Raw genomic sequence first — 25,762 nt, forward strand, 5'->3', positions numbered from 1 at the left:
CGTACCGATTTAGTCGAGGGACCTTGCGATTTCTTCGACCTGGAAGCACTCGATCTTGTCGCCCGCGCGAATATCGTCATAGCGCTCGAACGCCATGCCACATTCCATGCCGGAACTCACTTCGGTCACTTCGTCCTTGAAGCGCTTCAGCGTTTTCAGCTTGCCTTCGTGGATCACGACATCATCCCTCAGCAGGCGCACACCGCAACCGCGGAGCACTTTGCCTTCGGAAACCCGGCACCCGGCAACCTTGCCGACCTTGGTGATGTTGAACACTTCGAGGATTTCCGCGTAGCCGATGAAGGTTTCGCGTTTCTCCGGTGCCAGCATGCCCGACAGGGTCGCCTTCACATCGTCGATCAGGTCGTAGATCACCGAATAATAGCGGATCTCCACGCCTTCTTTCTCGGCAAGGTCACGCGCCTGCTTGTTGGCACGCACGTTGAAGGCAAAGATCGGCGCTTCGGAAGATTGGGCCAGCAGGACATCGCTTTCGGAAATACCGCCGACGGCGCCATGAATGACCCGCGCGCGAACTTCTTCTGTCGACACCTTGTCGAGTGACTGGCTGATCGCTTCCACGGAGCCCTGGACGTCGCCCTTGACGACGACCGGCAGTTCCGACGTCTCGATGGATCCATCCTTCAGCTTGCTGAGCAGTTGATCGAGCGAGGCACGCGCAGCTGCGCCAGCCTTGCCAGACACCTGACGCTTCTGACGGACACGGTATTCGGTAACTTCACGGGCGCGAGCCTCAGTATCGACAACCACGAACTGGTCGCCCGGATCGGGCGCACCATCAAGGCCGAGCACTTCGACCGGCAGGGATGGGCCTGCGTCTTTCAGCTGTTGGCCGCGTTCATCGACCAGGGCACGAACCTTGCCCCACTGCGCGCCGGCAACAACGATGTCGCCCCGCTTGAGCGTGCCGCGCTTGACCAGAACCGTGGCGACAGGGCCACGGCCCTTGTCCAGCTGGCTCTCAATGACGGTCCCGTCAGCAGGCCGGTCTGGATTGGCCTTCAGTTCGAGGAGTTCCGCCTGCAGCGTGATGGCATCGGTCAGCTCGTCCAGTCCTGCGCCGGTCAGCGCAGAGACCTTCACGGCCTGGGTGGAGCCGCCCATGCTCTCGACCTGAACGTCATGCTGGAGCAGGTCGGTCAGCACCTTGTCCGGGTTGGCATCCGGCAGGTCGCTCTTGTTGACGGCGACAATGATCGGCACGCCGGCGGCCTTGGCGTGATTGATGGATTCGATCGTCTGCGGCATGACCGAGTCATCGGCTGCCACGACGAGAATTGCGATATCGGTTGCGGTTGCGCCGCGTGCCCGCATGGCCGTGAAGGCTGCGTGGCCCGGCGTATCCAGGAAGGTAATCCGGTCACCGGATTTCAGCTGAACCTGATAAGCGCCGATATGCTGGGTGATGCCGCCGGCTTCGCCTGCCACAACATCCGTCTTGCGCAGCGAGTCCAGAAGCGAGGTCTTGCCGTGGTCGACATGGCCCATGATGGTCACGATCGGGGCGCGCGGTTTCAGATCCTTCGGATCATCTTCGCCACCTTCGAGACCGATCTCGACATCAGACTCCGAAACGCGCTTCACTGTGTGGCCGAATTCCTCGGCAATCAGTTCTGCGGTGTCCGCATCGACAATGTCATTTCCGCGCAGCATTTCGCCCTGCTGGATCATGAATTTCACGACGTCACCGACGCGCTCATTCATCCGCCCGGCAAGGTCCTGCAGCGTGATCGTTTCTGGCAGGGTCACCTCGATGGAGACCTTTTCGCGCTGGTCGTTTCCGCCGGTGCGGCGCTCACGTTCGCGTTCACGGGCACGGCGCAGTGACGCCAGCGAACGCTGACGATCGGCATCATCCCCAAGCGCCGACGAAATGGTCAGCTTGCCGCGGCGACGTTCGCCACCACCGCCACCACGTGCGCTGCGATTCTGGGAGTCGCGGCTGGCGCGATCACGGTCGTCCCGGCCAGACTTGCCACGCTTGGCGCGCGTCGGGCTGTCCTCGACGGGCGGCGCAGCTGCTGCGGCCGGCTCGGCTTTTCCACGCGCTTTCGGCGCGCGTTCGGCGCGTTCCTTCGCGGCGGCTTCCTCGACCTTGCGAGCTTCTTCCTCGGCCTTGCGGCGGGCTTCAGCCTCTTCACGTTCCTTGACTTCCTGGAACTTCTTTTCCTGCTCTGAGCGCAGCCGATCCTGAGCAGCCTTCTGGGTCTGCTCTTCCTTGGCGCGATTGGCCTCTTCCTGCTTGCGCTCATACAGCGCCTTCTGGCGGGCCTTCAGCTCATTGACCGTAATGCCAAGCTTCTTGGCCGTCGCGATCATCCGCGCTTCAAGGGAATCTGAAGCCGCTTTCGATGCATCACCAGCTGGCGCAGCAGACGAACCGCTCGGCCCGACGGACCGGCGCTTCTTGGTCTCGACGACCACCTGCTTCGAGCGGCCATGACTGAAGCTCTGCTTCACCGTGCCGGAGGATTTCCGCGCAACAGTGAGCGGCTTGCGTCCGCCCGTATTACCACCAGTGTCTTTCGTATCGCTCATACGTTCTTCATACCACGTTTCTTGCCGATCCGCGCCCATGCGCCTCGGCCTTGTTTTCCGCTACCGATCCTGATCCGGGAACCAGTCCAGTTCGGGCCTTGTTCGAAATCCGGCTAGCCGCTGATAAGCCAGCACTGTCGCCTTCGCAATTGGACCCTTGCGGACGAGACCGTGTATCACACGCTCACGTCCAAAAGCCACGCCCAATTCCTCGGAACTGAGCGCACCGGCCATTTTCACGTTGCTATATAATGCTTTGGCGAGAAAATACACCTTTGAACGGCCATCTTCTGCACCATCGGCCGCTTCCAGCAACAGGCCGGGCCGCTTCTTCTGCAGTGCATCGCGCACCTGGTCGAAGCCGAGCACGATATCGCCCGCCTTCTTCCCCATGCCCAGCAATCCGGTCAGCCTTTGCAGCAGCAGACTCTCAACCATCCCGGAAAGTCCTTCCGGGACAACGACCTGCTGCTTGAAGCCACGCGCAAAGGCGCCCTTCTTCACGGCTGTTTCAAGCGTCTCCCGGTCCGCGCGAATCCACACACCCCTGCCCGGCAACTTGCCGGCGATGTCAGGTGTGACGACATTGTCGGGCGACAGTGCAAATCGCACCATCGCGTCCTGTGGAAGCTTTTCCCGGGTGACGGCGCATTGACGGACGGGGCTCTCCCCGTCCGCAATACTGCCTTCAATAGCGGTTACCCGCGCATCACTCTTGCGGTGCGGCCTCTTCATCACCGCCCTCCGCTGCCAGGGCATCGAGATCAAACTCAAGCTCTTCAAGGGCTTCGTCCACCGCATCCGGGGACGGGTTGTTGCCCAGCTCGCCGAGTGCCAGGAGCGCACGCTCCTCTTCGGTCAACTCTGGCGTTTCCTCTTCGGCCTTTTCAGCCAGCATCTGCTCGATGGCATCCGGCTCGATCCAGCCTGCGGCGACCCGCGCGCGCATGATGAACATCTGGGCGTCGTCCTTGCGCATTTCGCCCTTCTTGAGCACGCCTTCGACCCAGACCGGCTTGCCGTCGGGGCCCGGCTCGCGCCAGCCCGTGATGTCATCCGGCACCAGGCCAGCCACATCGTCCAGCGTCTGCACGCCCTCTTCGCCAAGACGGACCGCAAAGGATGGCGTCATGCCTTCCAGTTCCATCACCGCATCCTCGACACCCAGCTCCTTGCGCTTGGCATCATTCTCAGCGGCCAGACGGTCCAGGAATTCCCGGGCGCGTTCCTGCAGCTCTTCTGCGACGTCTTCGTCAAAGCCTTCGATCGTGATGAAGTCTTCCGGAGCCACATAGGCGATCTCTTCGACTGTCTCGAAGCCTTCGGAGGCCAGCAGCTGGGCCAGCGTCTCATCAGCGTCGAGCGCCTTCATGAACAGGTCGGTCCGCTCCTGGAACTCGCGCTGGTACCGCTCGGAATCGGCGGTCTCGGTCACGAGGTCGATCTGCCAGCCGGTCAGCTGGGACGCGAGCCGCACATTCTGGCCCCGGCGACCGATGGCCAGCGGGAACTGATCGTCAGCGACCACGACTTCCACGCGGCGCTCTTCCTCGTCCAGCACCACTTTCGACACTTCGGCCGGCTGCAGCGCGTTCACGATGAAGGTCGCGTCGTCATAATTCCACGGAATGATGTCGATCTTCTCGCCCGACAATTCGCCGACCACTGCCTGGACACGCGCACCGCGCATACCCACACAGGCGCCGACCGGGTCGATCGAGGAATCATTGGAGATGACGCCGATCTTGGCGCGGCTGCCCGCATCACGCGAACAGGCCTTGATCTCGATGACGCCCTCGTAAACTTCCGGCACCTCCTGGGCGAACAGCTTGACCATGAATTCCGGCGCAGAGCGCGACAGGAAGATCTGCGGACCCTTGGTCTCGCGGCTCACCTTGTAGAGATAGGCGCGGACGCGGTCATTGGTCTGGAAGTTCTCGCGCGGGATACCGTCATTGCGGCGGATGATGCCTTCGGCGCGGCCGAGGTCCACGATGACGTGGCCGTATTCAACGCGCTTGACGACACCGGAGATCACTTCACCGACGCGGTCCTTGTACTCATTGTACTGGCGCTCGCGCTCGGCATCGCGCACCTTCTGCATGATGACCTGTTTTGCGGTCTGCGCTGCGACACGGCCAAAATCGAAGGGCGGAAGCTCTTCCTTCAGCTCGTCGCCGGCCACGAGGTCCGCATCGATCTTCTTGGCTTCGGACAGGCGAAGCTCTTTGGACTCGTCCTCGAACTCTTCGTCCGCCACGACGGTCTGGATACGCCAGAGCGTCTGTTCGCCGGTCGTTGAATCGATCTTCGCACGGATGTCGTGCTCCTGGCCGTATTTTGCTTTTGCGGCCTTCTCGATTGCTTCCTGCATAGCCTCGATGACAATCGACTGGTCAATTGCCTTCTCTTCGGCGACCGCCTTGGCGATCTGCAGGATTTCCAGCCTGTTGGCTGAAACGCCGATGGTGTTCATGTGACGTCTCCCGTCTCTTCGTTTGTATCGGTGTCTTCGTCCGTCTCGTCGATCTCAAGATCGCCGAGGTCGTCTTCATCCGGCTGCGGCGGCAAGGTGCCGGCTGCGCGGGCCGCATCAATCAGTTCGTCCGTGAGGATCAGGCTCGCCCGGCTCATCTCGTGGACATGGGCAACGAGTTCGGTTTCGTCATCCAGTTCGATGTGCGCGCCGTCCTCGTCTTCACCCCGGATCACACCCGTGAACCGGCGGCGACCATCAATCGGCCGGGACAGTTCAATCTTCACCGCATGGCCAATCCAGCGCCCGAAATCCCCTTCCCGTGTCAGGGGGCGGTCGATGCCGGGGGTAGAGACTTCCAGCGTATAGGCTTCGGTGATCGGGTCCGCCTCGTCCATCATTGGCGCGATTGCGCGCGACAGGCGGGCGCAATCCTCGACATTGGTCGGCGCGCCGCCGGCCCGCTCGGCCATGATCTGGAGTTGCGGGCGGCGCCCGCCCTGCACGCGCAGGCGGACGATTTCCATGCCAAGCGACTCGGCCACGGGCGTGACGAGCGCGAGAATCTGGCGTTCCTGTTCGGTCAGGGCAATCATCGGAGAAAGGGACTATTCCGGTAAAGAAAAGCGGCGGCCCCGTTGCCGGAACCGCCGCCGATATGTTTCGACTTGCGGTTCATATACTCCCTGCGGTCCGGCCTGTCGAGAGATCGGATGCGGAAGGCACGAAAAACGGCGGTCCCGTTGCCGGAACCGCCGCCTTAAACCCGAATGGGTATATTCGTGCTTACAGAACCTTCAGGTCCACAGCCGAGGTCTTGCCGCGGCGTTCATCCTTGAAGAGTTCGTAAGATACTGCCTGGTCTTCAGCCAGCGTGCGCAGGCCGGAGCGCTCAACGGCCGAAATGTGCACAAAAACGTCCGCGCCGCCCTCATCAGGTTTGATGAAGCCAAAGCCCTTCTGGTCGTTGAACCATTTCACTTTGCCAGTTGCCATTACTTGTAGTCCTTTACGTTAGATAGAAGCGTCCCAGCCCGGATTTGAACCAGGTCCACTTATCGAAACGGGTAGGAAGAAAGTCATGGCCGCCGGTCTGACGGGGTCTTGAAGTTTCAGACCGACCGAATTCGATGCCAATATAAACGCACGGGTGCGACATTCGGTCAAGTGACTGTCTTGTGTCAGCTGCGAACCAAGTCCAGCCAAACCGGGGCGCAATCGCCCAATTTCTTGCTTTCATATCGGGTTGTGAGGTGATCTTTCGGTGGACGGCGCCAATCATCGGCACAATTCGCCCCCCACTCAAATCCGCCCTGCTCCAGAAACCGCGCAAGGGCCTCATCGGCATAGCTTTTGACATCGGTGGCGAACCGAATTCGCGCCCCTGGCCGACAGATGCGGTGCAACTCTTCCAGGAATTCCGGCTGGATCAGACGGCGCTTCTGCTGCCGCTTCTTGGGCCAGGGATCCGGAAACAGGATGAAGACGCGGGAAATGCTCTCATCCTGAAGCGCAGACAGGACCGGACGGGCATCATCCATGACCAGCCGGACATTGCGCAGATCGTTCGCCCTGATCCCGGTCAGCGCCTTGGCCATGCCTTCCACGAAAGGTTCGCACCCGATGAAACCGACCTCCGGATGCATGCTGGCCTGGCCCACGAAGTGCTCGCCGCCGCCAAAGCCGATTTCCAGCCAGATTTCGCGCTCATCCCCAAACAAGCCCGCCGGCGCGAGCGTGCCCGGCTCCGCCGCCGGCACTTCCAGCTCGGGCAACAGGGTGTCGATCAGATCCTGCTGGCGCGCCGACAGCGCGCGTCCGCCGGTCCGGCCGAACGTGCGAAGGGGCCGGGATTTCATGGAAGAGGTGTCTTCGGTCATCGCGGCGTCTGATGCCTCAGTGGCCGGGCCGGATCAATCCTCGCCCTGCTGCTTTCCGTCGAAGGCGGTTGCGGCGGCCTGGACGGTCGCCAGCAGGGATTTGCGCAGCGACTGGTCCTCGATCTTCTGGAACGCGGCGATCAGGTCGAGGATTTCCCCTGTCATGACAGGGGCATGAATCGCCTCGCCATCTTCGGCAACCTGCAATGCCTGATGGTCGAGGAAGGTTTCGGCCCCATCGAAGAAATAGGTGATCGGCACGCCCATTGCGGTGGACATCTCGAACAGGCGGCCTGCCGAAACCCGGTTCACGCCCTTTTCGTATTTCTGCACCTGCTGGAAGGTCAGGCCCAGCAACTCCCCCAGCTTCTCCTGGGTCAGCTTCAGCTCCTTGCGCCTCCACCGGATACGCTGGCCGACCACGCGATCAATACCGCTGGGGAGCTTGTTGTCGGCCATGTCTGCCCTTTTTGTGTAGTCGTCTTGTACTTTTTCTATCTGCGCCAGGTAAGGAAGGCCAGTCCAGCGAACAGGAACAGGGATAACCAGAACAACATCATGCCAATCCGGGTCTGGAAAAGCGTGACGGATTCCGGAAGCGGGAGCCGCCCCCGGCCGAAACTCATACTCCATCCGCTCGGGGCATCCGCAACCGGCGCAGCGCGAAGCACTTCGCGGCCCAGCCCGTCGACAATCGCCGAGGCCCCCCGGCTGGCGACGCGCGCCATCGGCAAGCCCGTCTCGATCGACCGGTAGCGGTTCTGGGCATAATGCTGCGCCGGGCCCATGCCGCCGCCAAACCAGGCATCGTTCGAGATCAGCACCAGCCAGTCGGCCCGCGCCCCCAGATTGGCATTGCGCGGGATTGAAGGGTAGAGGCCTTCATAACAGATCATCGCCACGAAAGGCGGAATGTCATCGGCATAGATCACGGCCGGGCCGGGACCAGGCCGGAAGCCGTCACTGGCCATGCGCTGGATCGCGCCCGGCAGGATGCCGGACAGGGCTTCGCCAAAGGGAATGATCCGCGTGGCCGGCAATTCGCCGAACGGAACGAGGCGGTGCTTGTCATACAGGGCGACCGGACCGGACCGGATGGCGTTCTCGTCGATCACGGTCAGACTGTTATAATAGTCCCGCATATTCTTGCCGGTGATCTCGTAGCGCGTCGTCCCGGCGATCAGTTCGCGGGGGCCAAGATAGGCGCCGACCGCGTCCAGCGCGTTCGCATCCTGAAGCAGCGTGGTAGGCAGGGCGCCTTCCGGCCAGAGAATGATGTCCCCCGCCTCCCCTTCCTGTGTGGAGAGCATACGCAGATATTCGATCAGGATCGGATCGGGGCCGATCTCCCATTTCTCATTCTGCGGGACGCCGGAATCCATCAGCACGACGAACTGGTCAGACTGGGCCGACGGTTGAGCGATGCGCTGGGCGCCCCAGGTCCAGCCGAGGGCCAGCAGGATCACAGCGGCAAACACCGGCGCGATGCGCACGGCCAGCTGGCGGGACTCGCGCGTGTCCACCAGGGCGGCCGGGGCCGACATGATGAAGACCGTCACCAGCGTCAACCAGTAGACCCCGCCAATGGAGGCTGTCTGGGAGAGCGCGCCGCCCGGAATCCAGGTCGTGCCCGGCAAATTCCACGGGAAGCCCCCGAAGAGGTGCCCGCGCACATATTCTGCCAGCGCGAAGAACAGGGCAAAGATGAAGATACGGGAGGGCGAGGAGGACCAGAAAGCCCCGGCCATCGCCCCGAACGCGCCCCAGATGAGGGCCATGCCGCCCGGCAACAGGATCAGCGGCATCCACAGGAAGATCGCGTGCTTTTCCGGCTCCACCAGGAAGGGCGCGGCCGTCCAGTGCATGCTGATCAGGAAGAATCCCGCTCCGAAGGCCCATGTGCGCAGGAAGACGGCCTTGCCCCATTTGCGGTGGCCGCGCGCACCATCCAGCATCCAGATCAGGCAGGTGAATGAAATCACCAGGACGGCGCTGAAATGAAACGGTGCAAAGGCCACAGACGAAAAGGCCCCCAGCAACAGGCTGGTGATCACGGCCGGCCAGCCGGTCAGGCGCGCAAAGGCTTCGTGCAGGGGTCCAAGCGCAGTGAACCCGTGGCTGCGCACAGCATGAGTCATGACTTACTCCTGAGCGGCAGGGGCAGGCATTTCGGGTGTACGCAGGCGGACGCGGCGAATACGCCGGGCGTCGGCTTCCATGATCTCGATCTCGACACCGGTCGGGTGCTCCAGCACTTCGCCGCGCACAGGGACTTTTCCGGCCAGCGCGAAGGCCACGCCGCCGAGCGTGTCAAAATCCGTGTCGTTGTCCCCAAGTGCGAGGTCAATGCCCGTTTCCTCTGCAAAATCGTCGATCTCCGTGCGGGCGTCCGCCTCCCAGATTCTCTGGCTCCGGCGCACGAACATGGCTTCTTCATCATCGTGTTCGTCTTCGATGTCACCGACGATTTCCTCAACCAGATCTTCCAGGCTGACCAGCCCGTCCGTCCCGCCATACTCGTCCACAACCAACGCCAGATGAATACGGGTCGACTGCATTTTCACAAGCAAATCGGTCAGCTTCATGGAGGGCGGCACATAGAGCACTTCGCGGTGCAGCTTTTCCAGCGGCCGCTTCATGGGCTCCTCGCCCTTGGCCAGTTCGCTGACCACGTCCTTCATGTGGACAAAGCCGATCGGATCGTCGAGGGATTCCCGGAACACCGGCAGGCGCGAATGCGTCACTTCGGCGAAGTATTTCAGCAGGTCAGGGAATTCCGTGCCGACTTCAACCGCCTTGATCTCGGCGCGCGGCACCATGACGTCCTCGACGCGCAAATCCTGGAATTCGGCCAGACGCAGGCGCATTTCGTTGGGATTGTGCTGGGGCACTTCCCCATTTGCCTCGGCAAGCGCGGGGTCCACGGGAGCCGGTTTCCGGCGGAAACCGAAAAAGCTACGCAATCGGCCGCTTGGCGGCGCTTCAGAAGGGTCAGGGTCGCTCATGGCCTCAGATGGTTCAGTCAGTCAAATATGGATTATCAATGCCCAGCGATGCAAGCGCCTTTATTTCAAGGCCTTCCATTGTCTCGGCCTCGGGGGCGGTTTCATGATCATGTCCCAGCAAGTGGAGATAGCCATGAATCAGGAGGTGGGTCAGGTGATCGGCAAGCGGCTTGCCCTGCTCAGTGGCATCAGATTGCGCCACACCGAGCGCCACGGCGATGTCACCCAGCAGCGGCCGGTCCATCGGATCTGCCGGGAAGGACAGGACATCCGTCGGCTTGTCCTTGCCACGAAATTGCAGGTTCAGCGCCTGCAACGCGTCATTGTCCGCCAGCAGCAGCGAAACAAGGCCGGTCGCAGGCTCGACGTTCGCGCCGGCCTTGAACGCCGTCTCGCAGACGGTTTGCAAATCCGGAATTGCCGACCATTGGTCGTCTTCAATGATGAGATCCAGTTCGATCATGCGCGCGGCGATCAGCCTTCCCCGTGGGCGGCATAGGCATCAATGATGCGGCTGACCAGCCCGTGACGGACAACGTCCGCAGCGGTGAGCGTATGCACGTTGACGCCTTCAACGTCTGACAGGATCTGCAAGGCATGTTTGAGGCCAGAAGGCTGGCTGCCCGGCAAATCCACCTGGCCCGGATCACCGGTAATCACCATGCGGCTGTCACGGCCAAGCCGCGTCAGCACCATCTTCATCTGCGGCACGGTCGTGTTCTGCGCTTCGTCCACGATGACGAAGGCATTCTTCAGCGTACGTCCGCGCATGAAGGCGAGCGGCGCAACTTCGATCTCGCCCCGCGCCATGCGGCGTTCCATCTGTTCCTGCCCCATCAGCTCGCGTAGCGAGTCCCAGATCGGCAGCATGTAGGGATCGACCTTCTCTTCCAGCGTGCCCGGAAGGAAACCCAGCTTCTCACCTGCCTCGACAGCAGGCCGGGTCACGATCAGGCGCTGGCGTGTGCCGGACAGGAGTTCCGACACGCCCGCCGCAACCGCAAGGAACGTCTTGCCGGTGCCGGCCGGGCCAACCCCGAAGATCATCGCATTGTCCGGACTGGCCAGCAGGTCGATATAGCGTGACTGGCCGCGCGTCTGCGGCGTGATCGGTTTTTTCAGGGAGCGGAAGGTTCCAAAAGTCTGCGCTGGCGTCTGCGCCGCTTCCACCGCGCCATCGACATCCATGTCGGAAATATCCGCGCCGCTGCGCAGCCGCCGCTCAAGCTCGGCGAGCACTGCCTCGGCAATCGACACGCCCTCGGCCTTGCCAACCAGAAGGATACCGCCGCCCTGGCTTTCCGCCTTCAGGCCATACTCGTCCAGCCGCGTCTCCAGCAACTGGAGATGACGATGGTGCGGACCGCACAAATCCCGCAGCCATTCGGCATTGCGAACTTCATAGATACGGCTGACCGGAGCCTCTGGCGAAGCGGAAGGACGACGTTTCACGCTCAAAGCGCCACCTCATGTTCCCGGACAAGATCGCCGGTGAGCGAGCTCATGGTCGCGCCGGTCACTTTCACATCGACGATTTGACCCGTCAGATCTTTCGGACCCTGGAAATGGACCGATTGCATCCAGGGGGAGCGACCATGCGCCTGTCCCTCAAGGCGTCCGCGCCCTGTCACGAGGACGGGCACAGTCTGACCGATCTTGGACTGGTTGAATTCGGTCTGCTGGTCACGGAGCAGTTTCTGCAACGCCTGCAGGCGCGCATCCTTCACGTCCTCCGGCACCTGGCCGAACATTTCTGCCGCAGGCGTACCGGGCCGCTGGGAATATTTGAACGAATAGGCGACCGCATAATTTACGTCGCGGACGAGCTGCATGGTCGCTTCGAAATCCTCGTCGCTTTCGCCGGGAAAGCCGACGATGAAATCCGATGCCACGGCAATATCCGGCTGGGCCTCACGCACCTTGCGAATGATCTCCCTGTATTCCTCCGCCGTGTGGCCCCGGTTCATGGCCTTCAGGATACGGTCGGATCCCGACTGAACGGGCAAGTGCAGGAAGGGTTGCATCTGGGCCGTGTCGCCATGTGCGGCGATCAGGTCATCCTCCATGTCACGCGGATGGCTGGTCGTATAGCGAATACGCTCGATGCCGCCGATCTTCGCGATGTGCCGGCAGAGTTGCCCCAGCGTCCAGTCCGCGCCGCCTTCGAGGGCAGGCGCTGCGCCGTGGAAGGCATTCACGTTCTGGCCCAGCAGCATGATTTCCCGCACGCCTTGCGCGGCCAGGCTGCGCGCCTCCATGACGAGATCATCCACGGGACGCGAAAGCTCCGCCCCCCGCGTATAGGGCACCACGCAGAACGTGCAGAACTTGTCGCAGCCTTCCTGCACGGACACAAACGCCGTCGGGCCATCGGCCTCACGCGTCTTGGGCAGCGCGTCGAACTTTTCGAGCGTCTCGAATTCGGTTTCCAGCCGGTCGCCCATGGCGCGGCTGGCACGGGCGATCATTTCCGGCAATTTGTGATAGGCCTGCGGGCCGAGCACGAGGTCCACGAGCGGCTGGCGGCGCATGATTTCCTCGCCTTCGGCCTGCGCGACGCATCCGGCGACGGCAATCGTCATCCGGCTGCCGGTTGCCTGCTTCATCCGCTTGAGCTGGCCGAGTTCGGAATAGACCTTCTCCGTCGCCTTTTCGCGAATATGACAGGTGTTCAGCACGACCAGATCGGCGGCTTCCGGTGTGTCCACGGGCGCATAGCCGAGCGGACGCAATACGTCCCGCATGCGCTCTGAATCATACACGTTCATCTGGCACCCATAGGTCTTGATGAAGAGACCCTTGGTGTTCTGTTTTGCCTCTGGTGCGGTCATGCGCGGGCTTATGCCTGAAAATGGCTGTGGCTGCCAGAACCTTGTGCGCCTTGCCTGCAGCACCCGCGATTACTCCCTCCACCTGCGACAGTGACTTCACAGCGCGCCAAAGGCGGCTAGTGTGGCCCGCAAGCAATCAAAGGAGCCGGGGAGGCCCATGGAAACTCTTGTATCATTAATTCAGAACATCGCCGGATTTATCTGGGGTGGCACCTGGGGTGACACCGTGATTATCCCGGGCGAGATCGGACCGCTGGCGATCCTCTTGCTTGGTACCGGCTTGTTACTGATGGTCCGCCTTGCTGGCCGGCCTGTCCGCCGGTTTGTGCCCGCCCTCGTAGAAGTGTGGCAGGGACGCAAGGCGCAAGGCGAAGACGGCGCCATCACCCCCTGGCAAGCTCTGTCGACCGCCTTGTCTGGCCAGGTCGGGACCGGCAACCTTGCCGGCGTCGCCACGGCAATTGCGATGGGCGGACCGGGCGCGATCTTCTGGATGTGGGTCACGGCCCTGTTCGGCATGGCCCTCGCCTTCTCGGAAAGCTCCCTCGCCATCAAGTATCGTGAAACCGATGAATATGGCCGCATCAATGGCGGGCCCATGTATTACATCAAGAACGGTCTGGGCCGTAAGTGGGCCTGGCTTGCCGTCATCTTCTGTATCGGCACCCTGTTCTCGGCCATGGCCACAGGATCCATGATCCAGGCCAATTCCATTGCCCAGACAGCCGTTGAAACGGCGCGGGGCAGCTTCGGCCTGTCGCTCCCGTCCTGGGGCATCGGCATCCTGATCTCGGTGCTGGTCTTCGCGGTGATCATCGGAGGGATCAAGTCGATCGGCTCGGTCGCCGGCAAGGTCGTCCCGCTGATGGCGGCGGCCTATGTGCTTTGCGCCCTGGTCGTTCTCATCATGAATGCATCGGAAATTCCTCATGCCTTCGCGGTGATCTTCAAATCCGCCTTCGGGCTTCAGGAAGTCGTCGGCGGGGCAGCCGGCTATGGCATGATGCAGGCCGTCCGGTTCGGCATCGCCCGCGGCCTCTTCTCCAACGAAGCAGGTCAGGGCTCGGCCCCGATCGCTCACGCAGCGGCGCAGACGAAGAACCCGGTCCAGCAGGGTGAGATCGCCATGATTGGCGTCTTCATCGACACGATCGTCATCTGCACCATGACCGCCCTCGTCATCCTGACCGTGTCAGGTGACTTCAAGCGCAATCCGGCCCTGATTGCCGCGAACCAGTGCGTCGCCGAAGGCCACGCCGCGCTTCCGGAAGGCCTCAGCACGGACGGCCTGTTCCCGTCTGCCTACACGGACGGCCGCGAAGCCACGATGGCCGAGACGGGCGCAGAGGCCCAGGCATTCCTGAACGCATGCCGCGCAGGCGGGCTGGACCTGACCAACGATCTGCCTGTTGGCACGACGCCAGAGGAAGAGGAGGCCTATTTCCAGAAAGCCTTCGCGGCCGCGGCCGATCCTGCCGTGCTGAATGACGTCCGCTATGTCTATGAGACCGACGCGGAATCCTCGGGCATCACAGCCCGCGCCTATGGCGCAGCCCTGCCCTATGGCGAATGGGTCGTCACGATCGCCCTGTTCTTCTTTGCCTTCACCACGATCATTGGCTGGTCGTATTATGGCGAGCAGGCGGTGACCTATCTGATCGGCGAATGGGCCACACACCCCTTCCGCTATCTCTGGGTCCTGGTGGTGTTTGCCGGCACGATTGTCACCAATACCGATGCGCTCTGGCTGCTCGGCGATATCGCGAACGCCTCCATGGCTTTCCCGAACCTTATCGCCCTACTTGCCCTGTCGGGTGTGATCGTCGCCATGCACAAGGCCAATGGCGATCCGGACAAGGGCCATCCCGTGCACGACTATCGCGAAGAGGAACGCCATCCTGAAAAGGAATAGGCGCTGACCCCATCCAAAAGAGAAAGCCCCGCTTGGTGCAGACCAGGCGGGGCTTTTTTTCATGTGGGCTGTCTTCGGACACCAGCTCCCTCTGTTCGGGCACTTTATGGACAGTTTATGGGCATGTTTATGGACCAGACCGTCGGGCCGACTTACCAGGCGCCGATATTCTCTGCGCTCGCCCAAGGCTCCTTGGGGGCAAGCGACTCGCCCTTCTGAAGCAGTTCGACAGAAATGCCGTCCGGCGACCGGATGAAGGCCATCCGGCCATCGCGCGGAGGCCGGTTGATGGTGACGCCCATTTCCTGCAGCCGCTCAACCGCTCCATAGATATCATCGACCATGTAGGCGAGATGGCCAAAGTTCCGGCCGCCTGCATACTCTTCCGGATCCCAATTGTAGGTCAGTTCCACCATCGGAATATCGGTCTGCGTCGGGCTGACGCCATCCGGCATGCCGCCCATACGCTCGACATCTTCCGGCGTGGCCAGGAAAACCAGCGTGAACCGTCCGGCCTCACTGTCCATCCGGCTGACCTCTTTCAGGCCCAGTCCCTCACAGAAGAATTTCAGCGACGCGTCGATATCGCTGACGCGCACCATAGTGTGCAGATATTGAATGCTCATGTCTGGCCTCCATTAAGGTCCCGGATGACGTGTTTGAAACTGGGCGGCATCAACGCGTAATACCGGCGCATGGCAATCGCCAGCAAAGCGATTGTGACCAGCATGAACGCGATGAATACCGAGAATGTGTGGATCAATGTGCCTGTCTCGAAAACCGGCGACTGGCCGCTCAACCGCCAGAATATCCGCCAGACCTGATTGAAACCGGCCACGAAGGGTGCGAGCAGGACGAACACGATAGCGGCGCAGACAAAGAAATATGTCGCTGCGCGCGGGCCTTCACTGCGCAAATAAAGATCGGTGAATTCCACGTCGCTGACGTCTTCCGGAACTTCACCCGCCGCCTTGCGCACGGCCAGCACTTCCGGCGCGAAGTCGCGGGTCTGCTTCCAACGCCAGGCAAGGTGGCCTCCCCAGGCGACAAGGCCAGCGAGAATGATCAGGAAAAACATCATGGGCGGTGCAGAATCCGGCTTGGGCGGCGTGGGCCGACTGCCCGCCGCCCGGTTCAGGCTGCGCAGGCACGTTCAAGGGTCAGCATGGCACGCTTGCGCGCCACACCCCAATGATAATTATGAAGCCGGCCGTCTGCTGCAAGGGCACGATGGCAGGGAATGAACCAGCTGATCGGATTTGCGCCCACTGCAGCGCCGACGGCGCGCGCCGCCTTTGGATTGCCACTGGCCTTTGCGAGCGCGCCGTAGGTCCAGACAGACCCGGTGGGAATCTCCAGCAAGGCGCGCCAGATCTGACGCCGGAAGGGTGTGCCATACAGCGCGACGGGCAAGGGCTCGCCGGATTCAAATACCTTTCGTGCCAGGGCCTCGGCTTCGCGGTCGTCGCGCCGGACGCTTGCCCCAGGATAGCGAGCCACGAGATCGGCAAAGGCGTCTTGTTCACTCCGGCCCTGATGTTCGAAGCCAGTCCGTTCCGGCGCATGCTCGTCAATGAAGCCCAGCGCCACGAGACCGCGCGGCGACATAAGCCAGGCCCCTTCCCCGAATGGGGTCGGCGCCCGGCCGAGGGTGAGATCAGCCCCCTTCCCGCCTGTCTTGGCCTCGCCCGGAGACAGGCCTTCATGCGCAATGAAGAGGTCATGCAAGCGACCCGGTCCGGACAGGCCGGCCTCCAGGGTTGCGTCCAGCACGCTCGCCCCTTCACGCAGCAGGTCGCCCGCCGCCGCATGGGCAAGCGCAGACTGGTATTGTTTCGGGCTGATACCGGCCCAGCGGGTGAATTCGCGCTGGAAATGGCTGGGCGACAGGCCAACAGCCCGGGCGGCTGTCGTCAGGTCTGGCCATTCCTGCCAGGTGTCGCCGAGATAGGACAAGGCATCCGCCATGCGCTCATAGGCAACAGCGCGCTCATCAAGGGGGGAAGCGAGGAGGGTCATACGAGATTAATGCCGTGCCCGGCGCCCCGTCGCCACCCGTTTCTTGCGCCCGGTTAGACCAATTGAGACTTTCCAGCCCGCCAAAAGCCCGGCAAGAGTAGGGGCCAATAATAAGAAGGTTGGGAGAAATAGAATGGCTGATGCGCGCAGTATTATCCTGCATGAGTACCCTACTTCACCCTATGCAGAGAAAATCCGGCTCGCGCTGCGCCTGAAGAATCTCGCCTATAGCCGGGTCGAAATCCCGGTCATCATGCCCCGCCCGGACCTGATGCCCCTGACAGGGGGCTATCGCCGGACACCCGTCCTTCAGATCGGCGCGGACATTTTCTGTGATACCGCGATCATCCTGCGCGAACTGGAAGCCCGCTTCCCGATGCCTGCGCTTAAATTGACCGGCCATGAGGGGCTTGCCCAGATGGTGGCCGGCTGGACCGATGGCCGATGGTTCCAGAGCTCGGTCGCCGTCATCTTCGGGGACAAGGGCGACAGTGTGCCGGATGCCTTCCGAAAGGACCGCGAGGCACTGTCTGGCCGGCCCTTCGACATCGACGCCATGAAAGCCATCGCGCCCATGATGCGGGACCAGTGGCGCGCCCGGCTGATGTTGCTGGAGGAGCGCCTGCAAGGCGGCAAGGGCGCCGGGTCCGGCATCTATCTCGTCGGCATGAAACCGGGCCTTGTGGACATTCACGCCTACATGAATGTCTGGTTCATGTATGAGAATCTGCCGGACTTCGTCGAAAAATGTTTCGAAACGGCGGATCTGACCAAGGCCTGGTTCGAGCGGCTGAAGGAGTTTGAAGGGCAAACGCCGGAAACGATCAGCTCCGCGGAAGCCCTTGAGATCGGCCTGAATGCGGCGCCTCGTCTCGTGGCTGCAACCACGCGCGACGAACCGCAACAATTTGCACCGGGCGAAAACGTCGCCGTTGCGCCCGATGATTATGGCCAGGTCTGGGTGGAAGGGGAACTCGTCCACGCCGACTCCCAGCGTGTCATCCTCCAGCGCACCTCACCTGAGGCGGAAACAGTGCATGTGCATTTCCCACGCGCGGGCTTCCTCGTCCGGCGTGCCTAGCCTGCCTTGCAAGGCGGGCCGGCCCCGCTAGTCTCTTCGGCATCAGCAATTCGGACGGAGGGTAGCCATGGACCGGCGACTTTGCCTCATCACAGGCGCTTCAGCAGGCATTGGCGCGGAATTCGCCCGGCAATACGCAGCCCTCGGCTGGGACATTGCCCTGACGGCCCGCCGGGAGGAGCGGCTGACCGCGCTGGCCTCTGAACTTGAGGCAAAATACGGCGTTCACACGATCAGCATCGCGCAGGACCTCGCGCGCGCCAATTCGGCTGACAAGATCATCTCCGCCTTGTCCGAACAGGGCCGCCATGTCGACGCGCTGGTCAACAATGCGGGCTATGGCCTGCCGGGCACCTTCTTCAATACGAGCTGGAAGTCTCAGGCCGACTTCATTCGCGTTCTCTACACCGCCCCGATCGAACTGGCGCACAAGGTGCTGCCCGGCATGGCAGACCGTGGCTATGGCCGGATCATCAATGTCGCATCCCTTGCGGGCTACGCCGCCGGCAGCAATGGGCACACACTCTATGCCAGCGTGAAGTCCGGTCTGATCAAATTCTCCGAAAGCCTGAATGCCGAATGCGACGCTTTCGAAGGTGCGGACATTCACTGCACCGCACTCTGTCCGGGCTTCACCTATAGTGAATTCCATGACGTGAACGGCACGCGTGAGCAGATGAACAAGATGAGCAAGCGTATGTGGATGGACGCTGCGCCTGTCGTGAAAGCCGGCATTGATGCGGTCAATCGCGGCCAACCGGTCGTGGTGCCGGGGCTCGTCAACAAGAGCCTTGCCACGCTGACCCGCATCATGCCCGAACCCATCGGCCGGGCCATCATGCGGCGCCAGAGCCGGACAATCCGGCGCCAGGACTAGTCAGCAGACGCGGAAAACTCGTCGCGGATGCGATCAGCCGTCGGCGTGGTGTCCGATTTCCGCCAATCCTTCGCGCCACGCTGTCGCAGGATTTCGACCTTGCCTGACCGCTTTCCGCCCTTCTGGCTGGCATCATCGCTATCGCGGGCGACCGTCACGATCGGGCCTTCGAAGAAGGCAGACCAGTATTTTGACAACACGTCCCGGCGGCCCTCAAGGGAGCGCAACTGACGGCGCTCCTTGCCATTGGTCAGCTTGATCGCTTCGGTCTTGATGCGTTTGTCGATGCCCGCCATCTGCAGACACCCCGCATAGCGGCGCGGTGCGCCCCCGGTCAGGTCAAACTGGATTTCCCCGAACCCTTCGGCTTGCCGGCCGGAATCGGTGGGCAGGGTTTCCCGGAATTTGAAGTCCAGCTTGGGCCAGCTCAGCTGGTGAAACTCGGTATGCAGGCCACTTTCGATCTCGCCCATCCGGGTCAGCGTGGACGAGGTCAGCAGGACCCCGTTCCTTGCCGGCTTGAGCGAGACGATGGCGAGGCGCGGGCCATTCGGGCCCCCGCGCTCTGCCTGAATCCAGCTGCCTTCCACGAAGGCGCGGCCAAGAACCCAGCGGCGGAGCACACCCATTTTCAGAAGACCCGGCACAATCACGCCTGCGAGGACTGCCCACACCACAAGGAGGACGATGCCTGCACCGATCAGTCCGCTCCACTGCGCGACCGGGCTGGGTCGGGCAACCTGCAGGATGGTTTCGCGCACGACAGGCCCGAAAGCCACAACACCGGCAAGCACGGCGCTGGAGGCCAGCAGGCCGGAGACGGTGCGAAAACGTTCATAAGGGTTCATATCTGAGGCAGCTCCGTTAGGAATTCGCATCGAAAACGGCCATTTAGGGAGCCGGAACCGAAGTTTCAGTTAACGCTGGGACACCCGGCGCCCCTTTCACAATTTCCAGTGACAGCGAACCGAGACGTTTTGTTGCAGCGCACAAAATAATCATGACTTGCTGTACCCTGCGCCCTATACTCTCCAAAAATAAAGTCCAGTGGAGGAAATTCGAATGGATGGTGCTGTTGAGGGCCAGGAACTGAAATCTGCAGTAATCCCAAATCTTGTTTCGGTGATCGGCGACGCGTGCACGGCCATTGAGGCCTATGCAGACGCTGCCCGTGGCAAATGCCGGGAAGCGCTGACGAAGGATGATGGCCGCCCTGACCGCGCCGAACTTGAACGCCAACAGCATATGGCTCACGGCCTGTCCTGGGTGGTGACTTACGCCGAGACCCTCCGCCAGACAGCCGACTGGGCAGCGCGGCTGGAGCAGGACGGCAAGTTCGGCACCACGGAAGCTCTCCTCACCCAGATCCTGTTCAGCGATTACAGCGCCCAGCTGGTTGGCGGTATCCCCATGAACCAGGGCGAAGTGATCCGCCCCCACGAACTTGGCGTGCTCACTGAAGCTGACACCCTGTTCGCAGTGCCGGCCGTCAAGAAGCTGATCCTGGATGGCAAGACCCCCACGGTAATGGCCGCAGCAGCGGAATGCCTGCCCGATGCGCTCAGCCGGAACACGGTCGAGGAAACCGGGCTCGATGAAACCATGTCCATGGTGCGCGACCAATTCTCCAAATACGCTGCTGACAAGATCAAGCCCTATGCCCATGAGTGGCATCTGAAGAATGAATACATTCCGATGGAGGTCGTGAACGAGATGGCCGAACTCGGCGTGTTCGGCCTGACCATCCCGGAAGAATTCGGCGGCTTCGGCATGGGCAAGATCGCCATGTGTGTCGTGTCCGAGGAATTGTCTCGCGGCTATATCGGCACGGGCTCCCTCGGCACGCGCTCCGAGATTGCCGCCGAGCTGATCCTGATCGGCGGAACGGATGACCAGAAGACAAAATGGTTGCCTCAGATTGCCAGTGGCGAAATTCTGCCCACGGCCGTCTTCACAGAACCCAATACGGGCTCGGACCTCGGATCGCTGCGCACGCGCGCGGTAAAATCCGAAGACGGCACCCAGTACAGCGTCACAGGCAACAAGACCTGGATCACGCATCCGGTGCGCGCCGACCTGATGACGCTGCTGGCCCGAACCGATCCGGCGACGAATAATTTCTCTGGTCTCTCGATGCTGCTGGCGGAAAAGCCACGCGGGTCGGACGAGACCCCCTTCCCTGCAGATGGCATGACGGGCGGCGAGATCGAAGTGCTCGGCTATCGCGGCATGAAGGAGTACGAGATCGGCTTTGACGATTTCAAGGTGAAGTCCGAAAACCTGCTCGGCGGCGTCGAAGGCCAGGGCTTCAAGCATCTGATGGCGACCTTCGAGAGCGCGCGTATCCAGACGGCCGCCCGCGCCATTGGTGTTGCGCAGAACGCATTCGAGACAGGTCTCCAATACGCGCTCGACCGCAACCAGTTCGGCAAGCCGATCTTTGAATTCCCGCGTGTCTCCAACAAGCTGGTCATGATGGCGGCCGAACTGGTCGGCGTTCGTCAGCTAACCTATTTCTCCGCGCGCCAGAAAGATGGCGGCAAGCGCTGTGACCTTGAAGCGGGTATGGCAAAACTGCTGGCTGCGCGCATCGCCTGGGCCGCAGCCGACAATGCCGTCCAGATTCATGGCGGGAACGGGTTTGCACTGGAATATCCGGTCAGTCGCATTCTGCAGGACGCCCGTATCCTGAACATCTTCGAGGGCGCAGGCGAAGTTCAGGCCATGGTCATTGCGCGTCGCCTGATTGAAGGCGGGAACTAGGAAAACTGCCGTAGGGCGCCTGCCGCTCTACGGTTTTGCCTTTTCATAAACGCGCACCCAGTCAACCAGAAACCGGTCGGGCAAGCGCTTGTCTTCCGGCATATTGGACCACCATTTGTGGGCCACGCTGGAATGCGTGCTGATCTCGCCGGACAGCTTCACCCACAAGGGAACCTTCGAGACTCCCCCGGCAGAACTCTGCCAGACCTGTTCTCCGTCAACAAACCAAGTGTATTCGGTTTCCGTCCATTCGAGCGCGAAAACATGCCAGCCGCTCCGGATGCCCGGACGAAAGTCCCGCTTGTTCTGGGTCTCGTGATACTTGCCATATCCGTCCCAGTGAAGCGCATAACCGATCTTGTCGGTCCAGCCGAAGGCTTCGATGATATCGATTTCGGTCCCGTCCTCTCCGGAACCATCCACATGATGAACTTCGTCAGCGAACAACCAGAACGCCATCCACCAGCCCGGATCCTGAGGAAGTTTCATCCGGGCTTCGAACCGCCCGAATGTCGTTTCAAACTTTCCTTCGGTCGACACCATGCCGGATGCATAGTCATAGGGATCGTCATCTTCATCCGGATTGCGGTTCGGAATCCGGGTGGCACTGATTTCCAGCTGCCCCCACCCTGTCAGGTTGACATTGTCCCGTAGCCACCACCCATCGGGACCGTCCGCATTCTGCTTGCGATTGTACTCCTGCGAAATCCATTTCTCGGGATCTGGCCGTCCGTGTCCGTTGAACTCATCCTGAAATACCAGGGACCAGCCGGAATTGGGCTGGTTAAGCACGGAATGGGAGGGGCTGGACGTGGAACACGACGCGAGCATGGCGAGGGCCGAAATGCCCAGAAACGTCTTAGCGCCGCGTCTCACCGGATTTTGCCTTCCAGCGGCTCGATGTCCGCAGGTTCATGCTGGATGATGACCTTGGCGCCCAGCTCTTCGGCTCGGGCCTCGAATTCATCCATTGATGCGAGAGTCATCTCTTCATCTGAATTGAATCGCGGCACCCGCTTCAATTCACGGCTTTCGGCCCGGTGATAGAGGTCCCCGGTCAGGAGAACCGGGCCGGACTCCGGCATCATCAGTTGAAGAGATGTATGTCCCGGCGTATGGCCCGGCGTCTCGAAGATCACCACGCTGCCATCCCCGAAGACATCAAGCTCTCCATCGAAAACCTGCTGTTCCATCGGTTCGAACAGAGAGAACAGCGCCTGCTGTTCCGGCGCAACGTCTACGCCGTCACCGAACATCACATCCAGCTCTGTCTGGCTCACCAGCCAGGTCGAGCCCGACACCTGATCGGCCTGGCCAATATGATCGAAATGGCTGTGCGAGACGGACACATAGTCCACATCGTCCGGCGACATGCCTCTTTCCGCCAATTGCTGGGTAAGCGTTTGGGCCAGCGACACGGTGAAGATCTGCTGCGTTTGCGGTCCTGCAATCGTCAGGACGCCCGGCAGGCCCAGATCCCAGAGCAATGTGCCGTCCGGATGTTTCACCAGGAAGCAGGAATCGGTGAAGGTATCGGTCTGGCCTGCATAATCGCCAGCCGTCGAGAACACGTCCAGATCAGATACTTCGAGCTTGCCGCAATCGAGCACATCGACTTCCAGCGCCGCTTCCTGTTGCGTATCGGCGGGTTGCTCCGCCGGCATTTCGGCGGGTGCGTCGCTCTCCGAGCCGCATGCCGTGGCGAGCGCCAATGCGGAAACTGTTGCAATCATGGTGATAAGACGCATGCCAGAGGCCCCCTTCTGTCTTGAGGGAAATACAATCTCAAGTATCAGTCTTTGGCAACAGACAGGCTGCGCCCGCCATCCTCCACAATCCGGTAGAAACAACTGGCCCGGCCCGTATGGCAGGCGCCTCCGGTCTGATTGACCTTCAGCAGGACCGCGTCCTGATCGCAATCAATCCGGAGTTCCACGATCTGCTGGACATGGCCGGAGGTTTCCCCCTTCACCCAGAGCGTCTGACGTGAGCGCGACCAATAGGTTGCCCGGCCGGTCTCGATTGTCGCGGCCAGCGCGTCGGCATTCATCCAGGCGAGCATCAGGACCTCGCCGGTCCCGGCGTCCTGCGCGATGGCCGCGATCAGGCCTTCGGCATTGAATTTCGGGCGCAGGTCGCGTGTTTCGTCCTGCGCGCTGCCGGAAAGGGGATCGGGATAATCGGTCATGAGGGCGGCTTAATCGAAATGCCGCCGGTGAGCCAGTCAAGATTCGCGCTAGATGACGCCCTGCGCGCGCAGCGCCGCCTGCTGGTCCGCGCTATATCCAAGGCCTCCAAGGATGCCTTCTGTATGCTCACTCAGGCCCGGAGACGTCTCCTCCACCCCACCGGGCGTATCGGACAGTTTCGGGAAGACGCCCTGCATCGGTACGTCGCCCAGAACCGGATGGGCCACGCGAATGATGGCTTTGCGGGCCGCGATATGCGCATCTTCCAGCATCTCCTTGGCCCGGTTCACGGGCCCGCAGGGAATGCCATTCTCTTCGCAAGTTGCCAGAACGTCCGCCATTGTGCGCTGTTTCGTCCATTTCGAAATCATTTCATCCAGTTCCAACTGGTTCTCGCCGCGTGCATCATGCGTTGCGTAGCGTGCATCATCAGACCATTTCGTTCCACACATGACCGAGAGGCGCCGGAACAGGGAGTCCTGATTGGCGCCGATGATGACCATGCCATCGGAACAGGGATAGACGCCCGACGGCGCAATGCGCGGCAGGATCGGGCCGCTGCGCTCGCGTGTATGTCCCATCAGCGCATATTCGGGAATCAGGCTTTCCATGAAGGCCATGACGGTTTCATAGATGGCCGCGTCCACCACCTGCCCCTTCCCTGATTTCTCACGGGCAAACAGCGCCATCATCGTGCCCAGCGCCGCAAACGTGCCAGTCATTGTGTCCCCCAAGGAGACCCCGGCCCGCGCGGGCAATCTGTCCGGCTCGCCGATCAGGTAGCGCAGGCCGCCCTTGGCCTCGCCGACGCTGGCATAGCCCGCCTTGTGGCTTTCCGGTCCCGTCTGGCCGTAGCCGGAAACGCGCGTGATCACGAGGCGGGGATTGATCTCGTGCAATACATCCGGCCCAAGTCCCCAGCGCTCCAGCGTGCCCGGCCGGAAATTCTCGACCAGCACGTCGGCGGTTTTCACCAGCTCTCGCAGGATCACCTGCCCCGCTTCCACGCGCAGGTTCAGCGTCAGAGATTTCTTGTTGCGGCCAATGATCGGCCAGAACAGGCCTATGTCATCCTTCTTCACCGCGCCCCAGCCACGGGCCGGGTCCGGCAGGCCGGGCGCCTCGACCTTGATGACTTCGGCGCCGAAGTCACCGAGCAATTGTCCGCAGAAGGGGCCAGCGATCAGCTGACCGAGTTCGATGACGCGCAGGCCATCCAGGGGGCGTTTGGAGTCTGTCATTTGTCCTCAATGCACATTACATAGGCATCATGACAAGACGCATCGACATTGTAGAAGTCGGCCCGCGCGACGGGCTGCAGAATGATCCGGCCGACCTGACGACCGAACAGAAGCTGGAATTCATTGCCCGGCTGGAAGAAGCCGGCGTCCGGCGAATGGAATCCGGCAGCTTTGTCAGCCCCAAGGCTGTGCCCAAAATGGCGGATTCTGCCGCAGTCTTTGCAGGGGTCGACCGATCCAGGCCGACGCACCACATCGCGCTCGCGCTCAACGAAAAAGGCGTGCGCCGCGCCATCGATGCCAAAGCCGACGAGATTAATTTCGTTCTGGTGGCCGGCGAGGGCTTCGGCAAACGCAATCAGGGCATGAGCCCGCAGGAAAGTGCCGACATGCTGGCCCAGTGCGCACCGCTGGTGTTGGAGGCCGGCATTCCCCTGTCCGCCACCATCTCGGTCGCGTTCGGCGATCCCTATGATGGCGAAGTCGATATCAAAGTAGTCGGCAATCTCGCCGCGCAGGCCCAGCGGGCAGGCGTGGGCGAACTGGCGCTGGGCGACACGATAGGCGTCGCGGATCCGTGGGATGTCCACAAGCGGATCGACCGGGTTCGCATGGAAGCGCCTGACGTGTTCCTGCGCATGCATTTCCATGACACGCGCGGCGCGGCACTGGCGAATGTCGCCACCGCCGTCGAGTGCGGCGTTGATGTGATCGATGCGAGCTGTGGCGGGATTGGCGGCTGCCCGTTTGCTCCGGCGGCGACCGGCAATGTGGCCACGGAAGATGTCGTCTACATGCTGGAACGGGGCGGCTTCGAAACCGGGCTGGACCTCAGCAAGCTAATCGAGACGGCGCACTGGCTGGAGAAAGTTCTGGGCCACCCGGTTGCGTCCTCGCTCAGCAAGGCGGGCAGGTTTCCGGTCTGATTC

At 61.6% G+C, this 25,762-nt stretch carries 25 protein-coding genes; 5 read left to right on the plus strand and 20 right to left on the minus strand.

Going from position 1 to position 25,762, the window contains the following annotated elements; all coding sequences use genetic code 11:
* Nucleotides 1-9: 9 nt before the first annotated feature.
* The 12 genes from infB to miaB all read right to left on the minus strand — a co-directional run bounded on the left by infB (nt 10) and on the right by miaB (nt 12,751).
* Nucleotides 10-2,559, minus strand: coding sequence for a translation initiation factor IF-2 (gene infB, locus V7660_RS15590; RefSeq protein WP_335603974.1), 2,550 nt, complete (start codon nt 2,557-2,559; stop codon nt 10-12).
* 60 nt (nt 2,560-2,619) lie between these two features.
* Nucleotides 2,620-3,318 carry an RNA-binding protein gene (locus tag V7660_RS15595; RefSeq protein WP_335604085.1) on the minus strand — a complete coding sequence of 233 codons (699 nt, stop codon included), beginning with the start codon at nt 3,316-3,318 and terminating at the stop codon, nt 2,620-2,622.
* Nucleotides 3,269-5,035: a transcription termination factor NusA gene (gene nusA, locus V7660_RS15600; RefSeq protein WP_335603976.1), complete on the minus strand. Its 1,767-nt coding sequence runs from the start codon at nt 5,033-5,035 to the stop codon at nt 3,269-3,271. Before nusA ends, V7660_RS15595 begins: the two co-directional genes overlap by 50 nt.
* On the minus strand, nt 5,032-5,631 hold the full coding sequence (rimP, locus tag V7660_RS15605; RefSeq protein ID WP_335603977.1) for a ribosome maturation factor RimP: 600 nt from the start codon (nt 5,629-5,631) through the stop codon (nt 5,032-5,034). The genes nusA and rimP overlap by 4 nt, the downstream gene beginning before the upstream one ends.
* A 190-nt stretch (nt 5,632-5,821) precedes the next feature.
* Nucleotides 5,822-6,031 (minus strand): cold-shock protein, encoded by a 210-nt coding sequence (locus tag V7660_RS15610; RefSeq protein ID WP_034817395.1) that lies wholly within the window; start codon nt 6,029-6,031, stop codon nt 5,822-5,824.
* A gap of 185 nt (nt 6,032-6,216) precedes the next feature.
* Entirely contained in the window at nt 6,217-6,894 is a 678-nt protein-coding gene (gene trmB / locus V7660_RS15615) for a tRNA (guanosine(46)-N7)-methyltransferase TrmB (RefSeq protein WP_335603978.1), read from the minus strand.
* 54 nt (nt 6,895-6,948) lie between these two features.
* On the minus strand, nt 6,949-7,374 hold the full coding sequence (locus V7660_RS15620) for a helix-turn-helix domain-containing protein (protein ID WP_335603979.1): 426 nt from the start codon (nt 7,372-7,374) through the stop codon (nt 6,949-6,951).
* A gap of 35 nt (nt 7,375-7,409) precedes the next feature.
* A complete protein-coding gene (gene lnt / locus V7660_RS15625; RefSeq protein WP_335603980.1) occupies nt 7,410-9,053 on the minus strand; it encodes an apolipoprotein N-acyltransferase in 1,644 nt (547 codons plus the stop codon).
* A gap of 3 nt (nt 9,054-9,056) precedes the next feature.
* Entirely contained in the window at nt 9,057-9,839 is a 783-nt protein-coding gene (locus V7660_RS15630; RefSeq protein WP_335603981.1) for a transporter associated domain-containing protein, read from the minus strand.
* A 94-nt stretch (nt 9,840-9,933) separates the two neighbouring features.
* Nucleotides 9,934-10,383 carry an rRNA maturation RNase YbeY gene (gene ybeY, locus V7660_RS15635; protein ID WP_335603982.1) on the minus strand — a complete coding sequence of 150 codons (450 nt, stop codon included), beginning with the start codon at nt 10,381-10,383 and terminating at the stop codon, nt 9,934-9,936.
* 11 nt (nt 10,384-10,394) lie between these two features.
* Nucleotides 10,395-11,372, minus strand: coding sequence for a PhoH family protein (locus V7660_RS15640; protein ID WP_335603983.1), 978 nt, complete (start codon nt 11,370-11,372; stop codon nt 10,395-10,397).
* 2 nt (nt 11,373-11,374) lie between these two features.
* Nucleotides 11,375-12,751 carry a tRNA (N6-isopentenyl adenosine(37)-C2)-methylthiotransferase MiaB gene (miaB, locus tag V7660_RS15645; RefSeq protein WP_335603984.1) on the minus strand — a complete coding sequence of 459 codons (1,377 nt, stop codon included), beginning with the start codon at nt 12,749-12,751 and terminating at the stop codon, nt 11,375-11,377.
* Between the two features lie 157 nt (nt 12,752-12,908).
* Between miaB and V7660_RS15650 the strand changes: the two genes are divergently transcribed.
* Entirely contained in the window at nt 12,909-14,663 is a 1,755-nt protein-coding gene (locus tag V7660_RS15650) for an alanine/glycine:cation symporter family protein (protein WP_335603985.1), read from the plus strand.
* 152 nt (nt 14,664-14,815) lie between these two features.
* On the opposite strand, the gene V7660_RS15655 is transcribed toward V7660_RS15650, so the two are convergent.
* The 3 genes from V7660_RS15655 to V7660_RS15665 are packed head-to-tail and all read right to left on the minus strand — an operon-like array spanning nt 14,816 to nt 16,682.
* Nucleotides 14,816-15,283, minus strand: coding sequence for a lactoylglutathione lyase (locus V7660_RS15655; protein ID WP_348212062.1), 468 nt, complete (start codon nt 15,281-15,283; stop codon nt 14,816-14,818).
* Nucleotides 15,284-15,285: 2 nt separating this feature from the next.
* Nucleotides 15,286-15,744 (minus strand): hypothetical protein, encoded by a 459-nt coding sequence (locus tag V7660_RS15660; RefSeq protein WP_335603987.1) that lies wholly within the window; start codon nt 15,742-15,744, stop codon nt 15,286-15,288.
* A 53-nt stretch (nt 15,745-15,797) separates the two neighbouring features.
* Complete coding sequence (locus V7660_RS15665) at nt 15,798-16,682, minus strand: bifunctional helix-turn-helix domain-containing protein/methylated-DNA--[protein]-cysteine S-methyltransferase (RefSeq protein ID WP_335603988.1); 885 nt, start codon at nt 16,680-16,682, stop codon at nt 15,798-15,800.
* A 133-nt stretch (nt 16,683-16,815) separates the two neighbouring features.
* On the opposite strand from V7660_RS15665, the gene V7660_RS15670 reads away from it, so the two are divergent.
* Entirely contained in the window at nt 16,816-17,763 is a 948-nt protein-coding gene (locus V7660_RS15670) for a glutathione S-transferase family protein (RefSeq protein WP_335603989.1), read from the plus strand.
* 67 nt (nt 17,764-17,830) lie between these two features.
* Complete coding sequence (locus V7660_RS15675) at nt 17,831-18,640, plus strand: SDR family NAD(P)-dependent oxidoreductase (protein ID WP_335603990.1); 810 nt, start codon at nt 17,831-17,833, stop codon at nt 18,638-18,640.
* Here V7660_RS15675 and V7660_RS15680 read toward each other — a convergent pair.
* The gene (locus V7660_RS15680; protein ID WP_335603991.1) at nt 18,637-19,488 is read right to left on the minus strand and encodes a hypothetical protein; all 852 of its coding nucleotides are present in this window, start codon (nt 19,486-19,488) and stop codon (nt 18,637-18,639) included. The genes V7660_RS15675 and V7660_RS15680 overlap by 4 nt on opposite strands.
* A gap of 214 nt (nt 19,489-19,702) precedes the next feature.
* On the opposite strand from V7660_RS15680, the gene V7660_RS15685 reads away from it, so the two are divergent.
* The gene (locus tag V7660_RS15685) at nt 19,703-21,403 is read left to right on the plus strand and encodes an acyl-CoA dehydrogenase family protein (RefSeq protein WP_335603992.1); all 1,701 of its coding nucleotides are present in this window, start codon (nt 19,703-19,705) and stop codon (nt 21,401-21,403) included.
* A 27-nt stretch (nt 21,404-21,430) separates the two neighbouring features.
* Here V7660_RS15685 and V7660_RS15690 read toward each other — a convergent pair whose 3' ends face one another.
* Genes V7660_RS15690 through V7660_RS15705 form a run of 4 tightly spaced genes read right to left on the minus strand, consistent with a single transcriptional unit; the run spans nt 21,431 to nt 24,833 of the window.
* The gene (locus V7660_RS15690) at nt 21,431-22,279 is read right to left on the minus strand and encodes a glycoside hydrolase family 16 protein (protein WP_335603993.1); all 849 of its coding nucleotides are present in this window, start codon (nt 22,277-22,279) and stop codon (nt 21,431-21,433) included.
* On the minus strand, nt 22,276-23,151 hold the full coding sequence (locus tag V7660_RS15695) for an N-acyl homoserine lactonase family protein (RefSeq protein ID WP_335603994.1): 876 nt from the start codon (nt 23,149-23,151) through the stop codon (nt 22,276-22,278). Before V7660_RS15695 ends, V7660_RS15690 begins: the two co-directional genes overlap by 4 nt.
* Nucleotides 23,152-23,195: 44 nt before the next feature.
* On the minus strand, nt 23,196-23,591 hold the full coding sequence (hisI, locus tag V7660_RS15700; RefSeq protein ID WP_335603995.1) for a phosphoribosyl-AMP cyclohydrolase: 396 nt from the start codon (nt 23,589-23,591) through the stop codon (nt 23,196-23,198).
* A gap of 48 nt (nt 23,592-23,639) precedes the next feature.
* A complete protein-coding gene (locus tag V7660_RS15705; RefSeq protein WP_335603996.1) occupies nt 23,640-24,833 on the minus strand; it encodes a CaiB/BaiF CoA transferase family protein in 1,194 nt (397 codons plus the stop codon).
* Nucleotides 24,834-24,862: 29 nt separating this feature from the next.
* Here V7660_RS15705 and V7660_RS15710 point away from each other — a divergent pair, with 29 nt between their 5' ends.
* Nucleotides 24,863-25,759, plus strand: coding sequence for a hydroxymethylglutaryl-CoA lyase (locus V7660_RS15710; protein WP_335603997.1), 897 nt, complete (start codon nt 24,863-24,865; stop codon nt 25,757-25,759).
* The last annotated feature ends 3 nt before the right edge of the window (nt 25,760-25,762 follow it).

This window comes from Hyphomonas sp., from assembly GCF_036964145.1.
Taxonomy (GTDB): Bacteria; Pseudomonadota; Alphaproteobacteria; order Caulobacterales; family Hyphomonadaceae; genus Hyphomonas.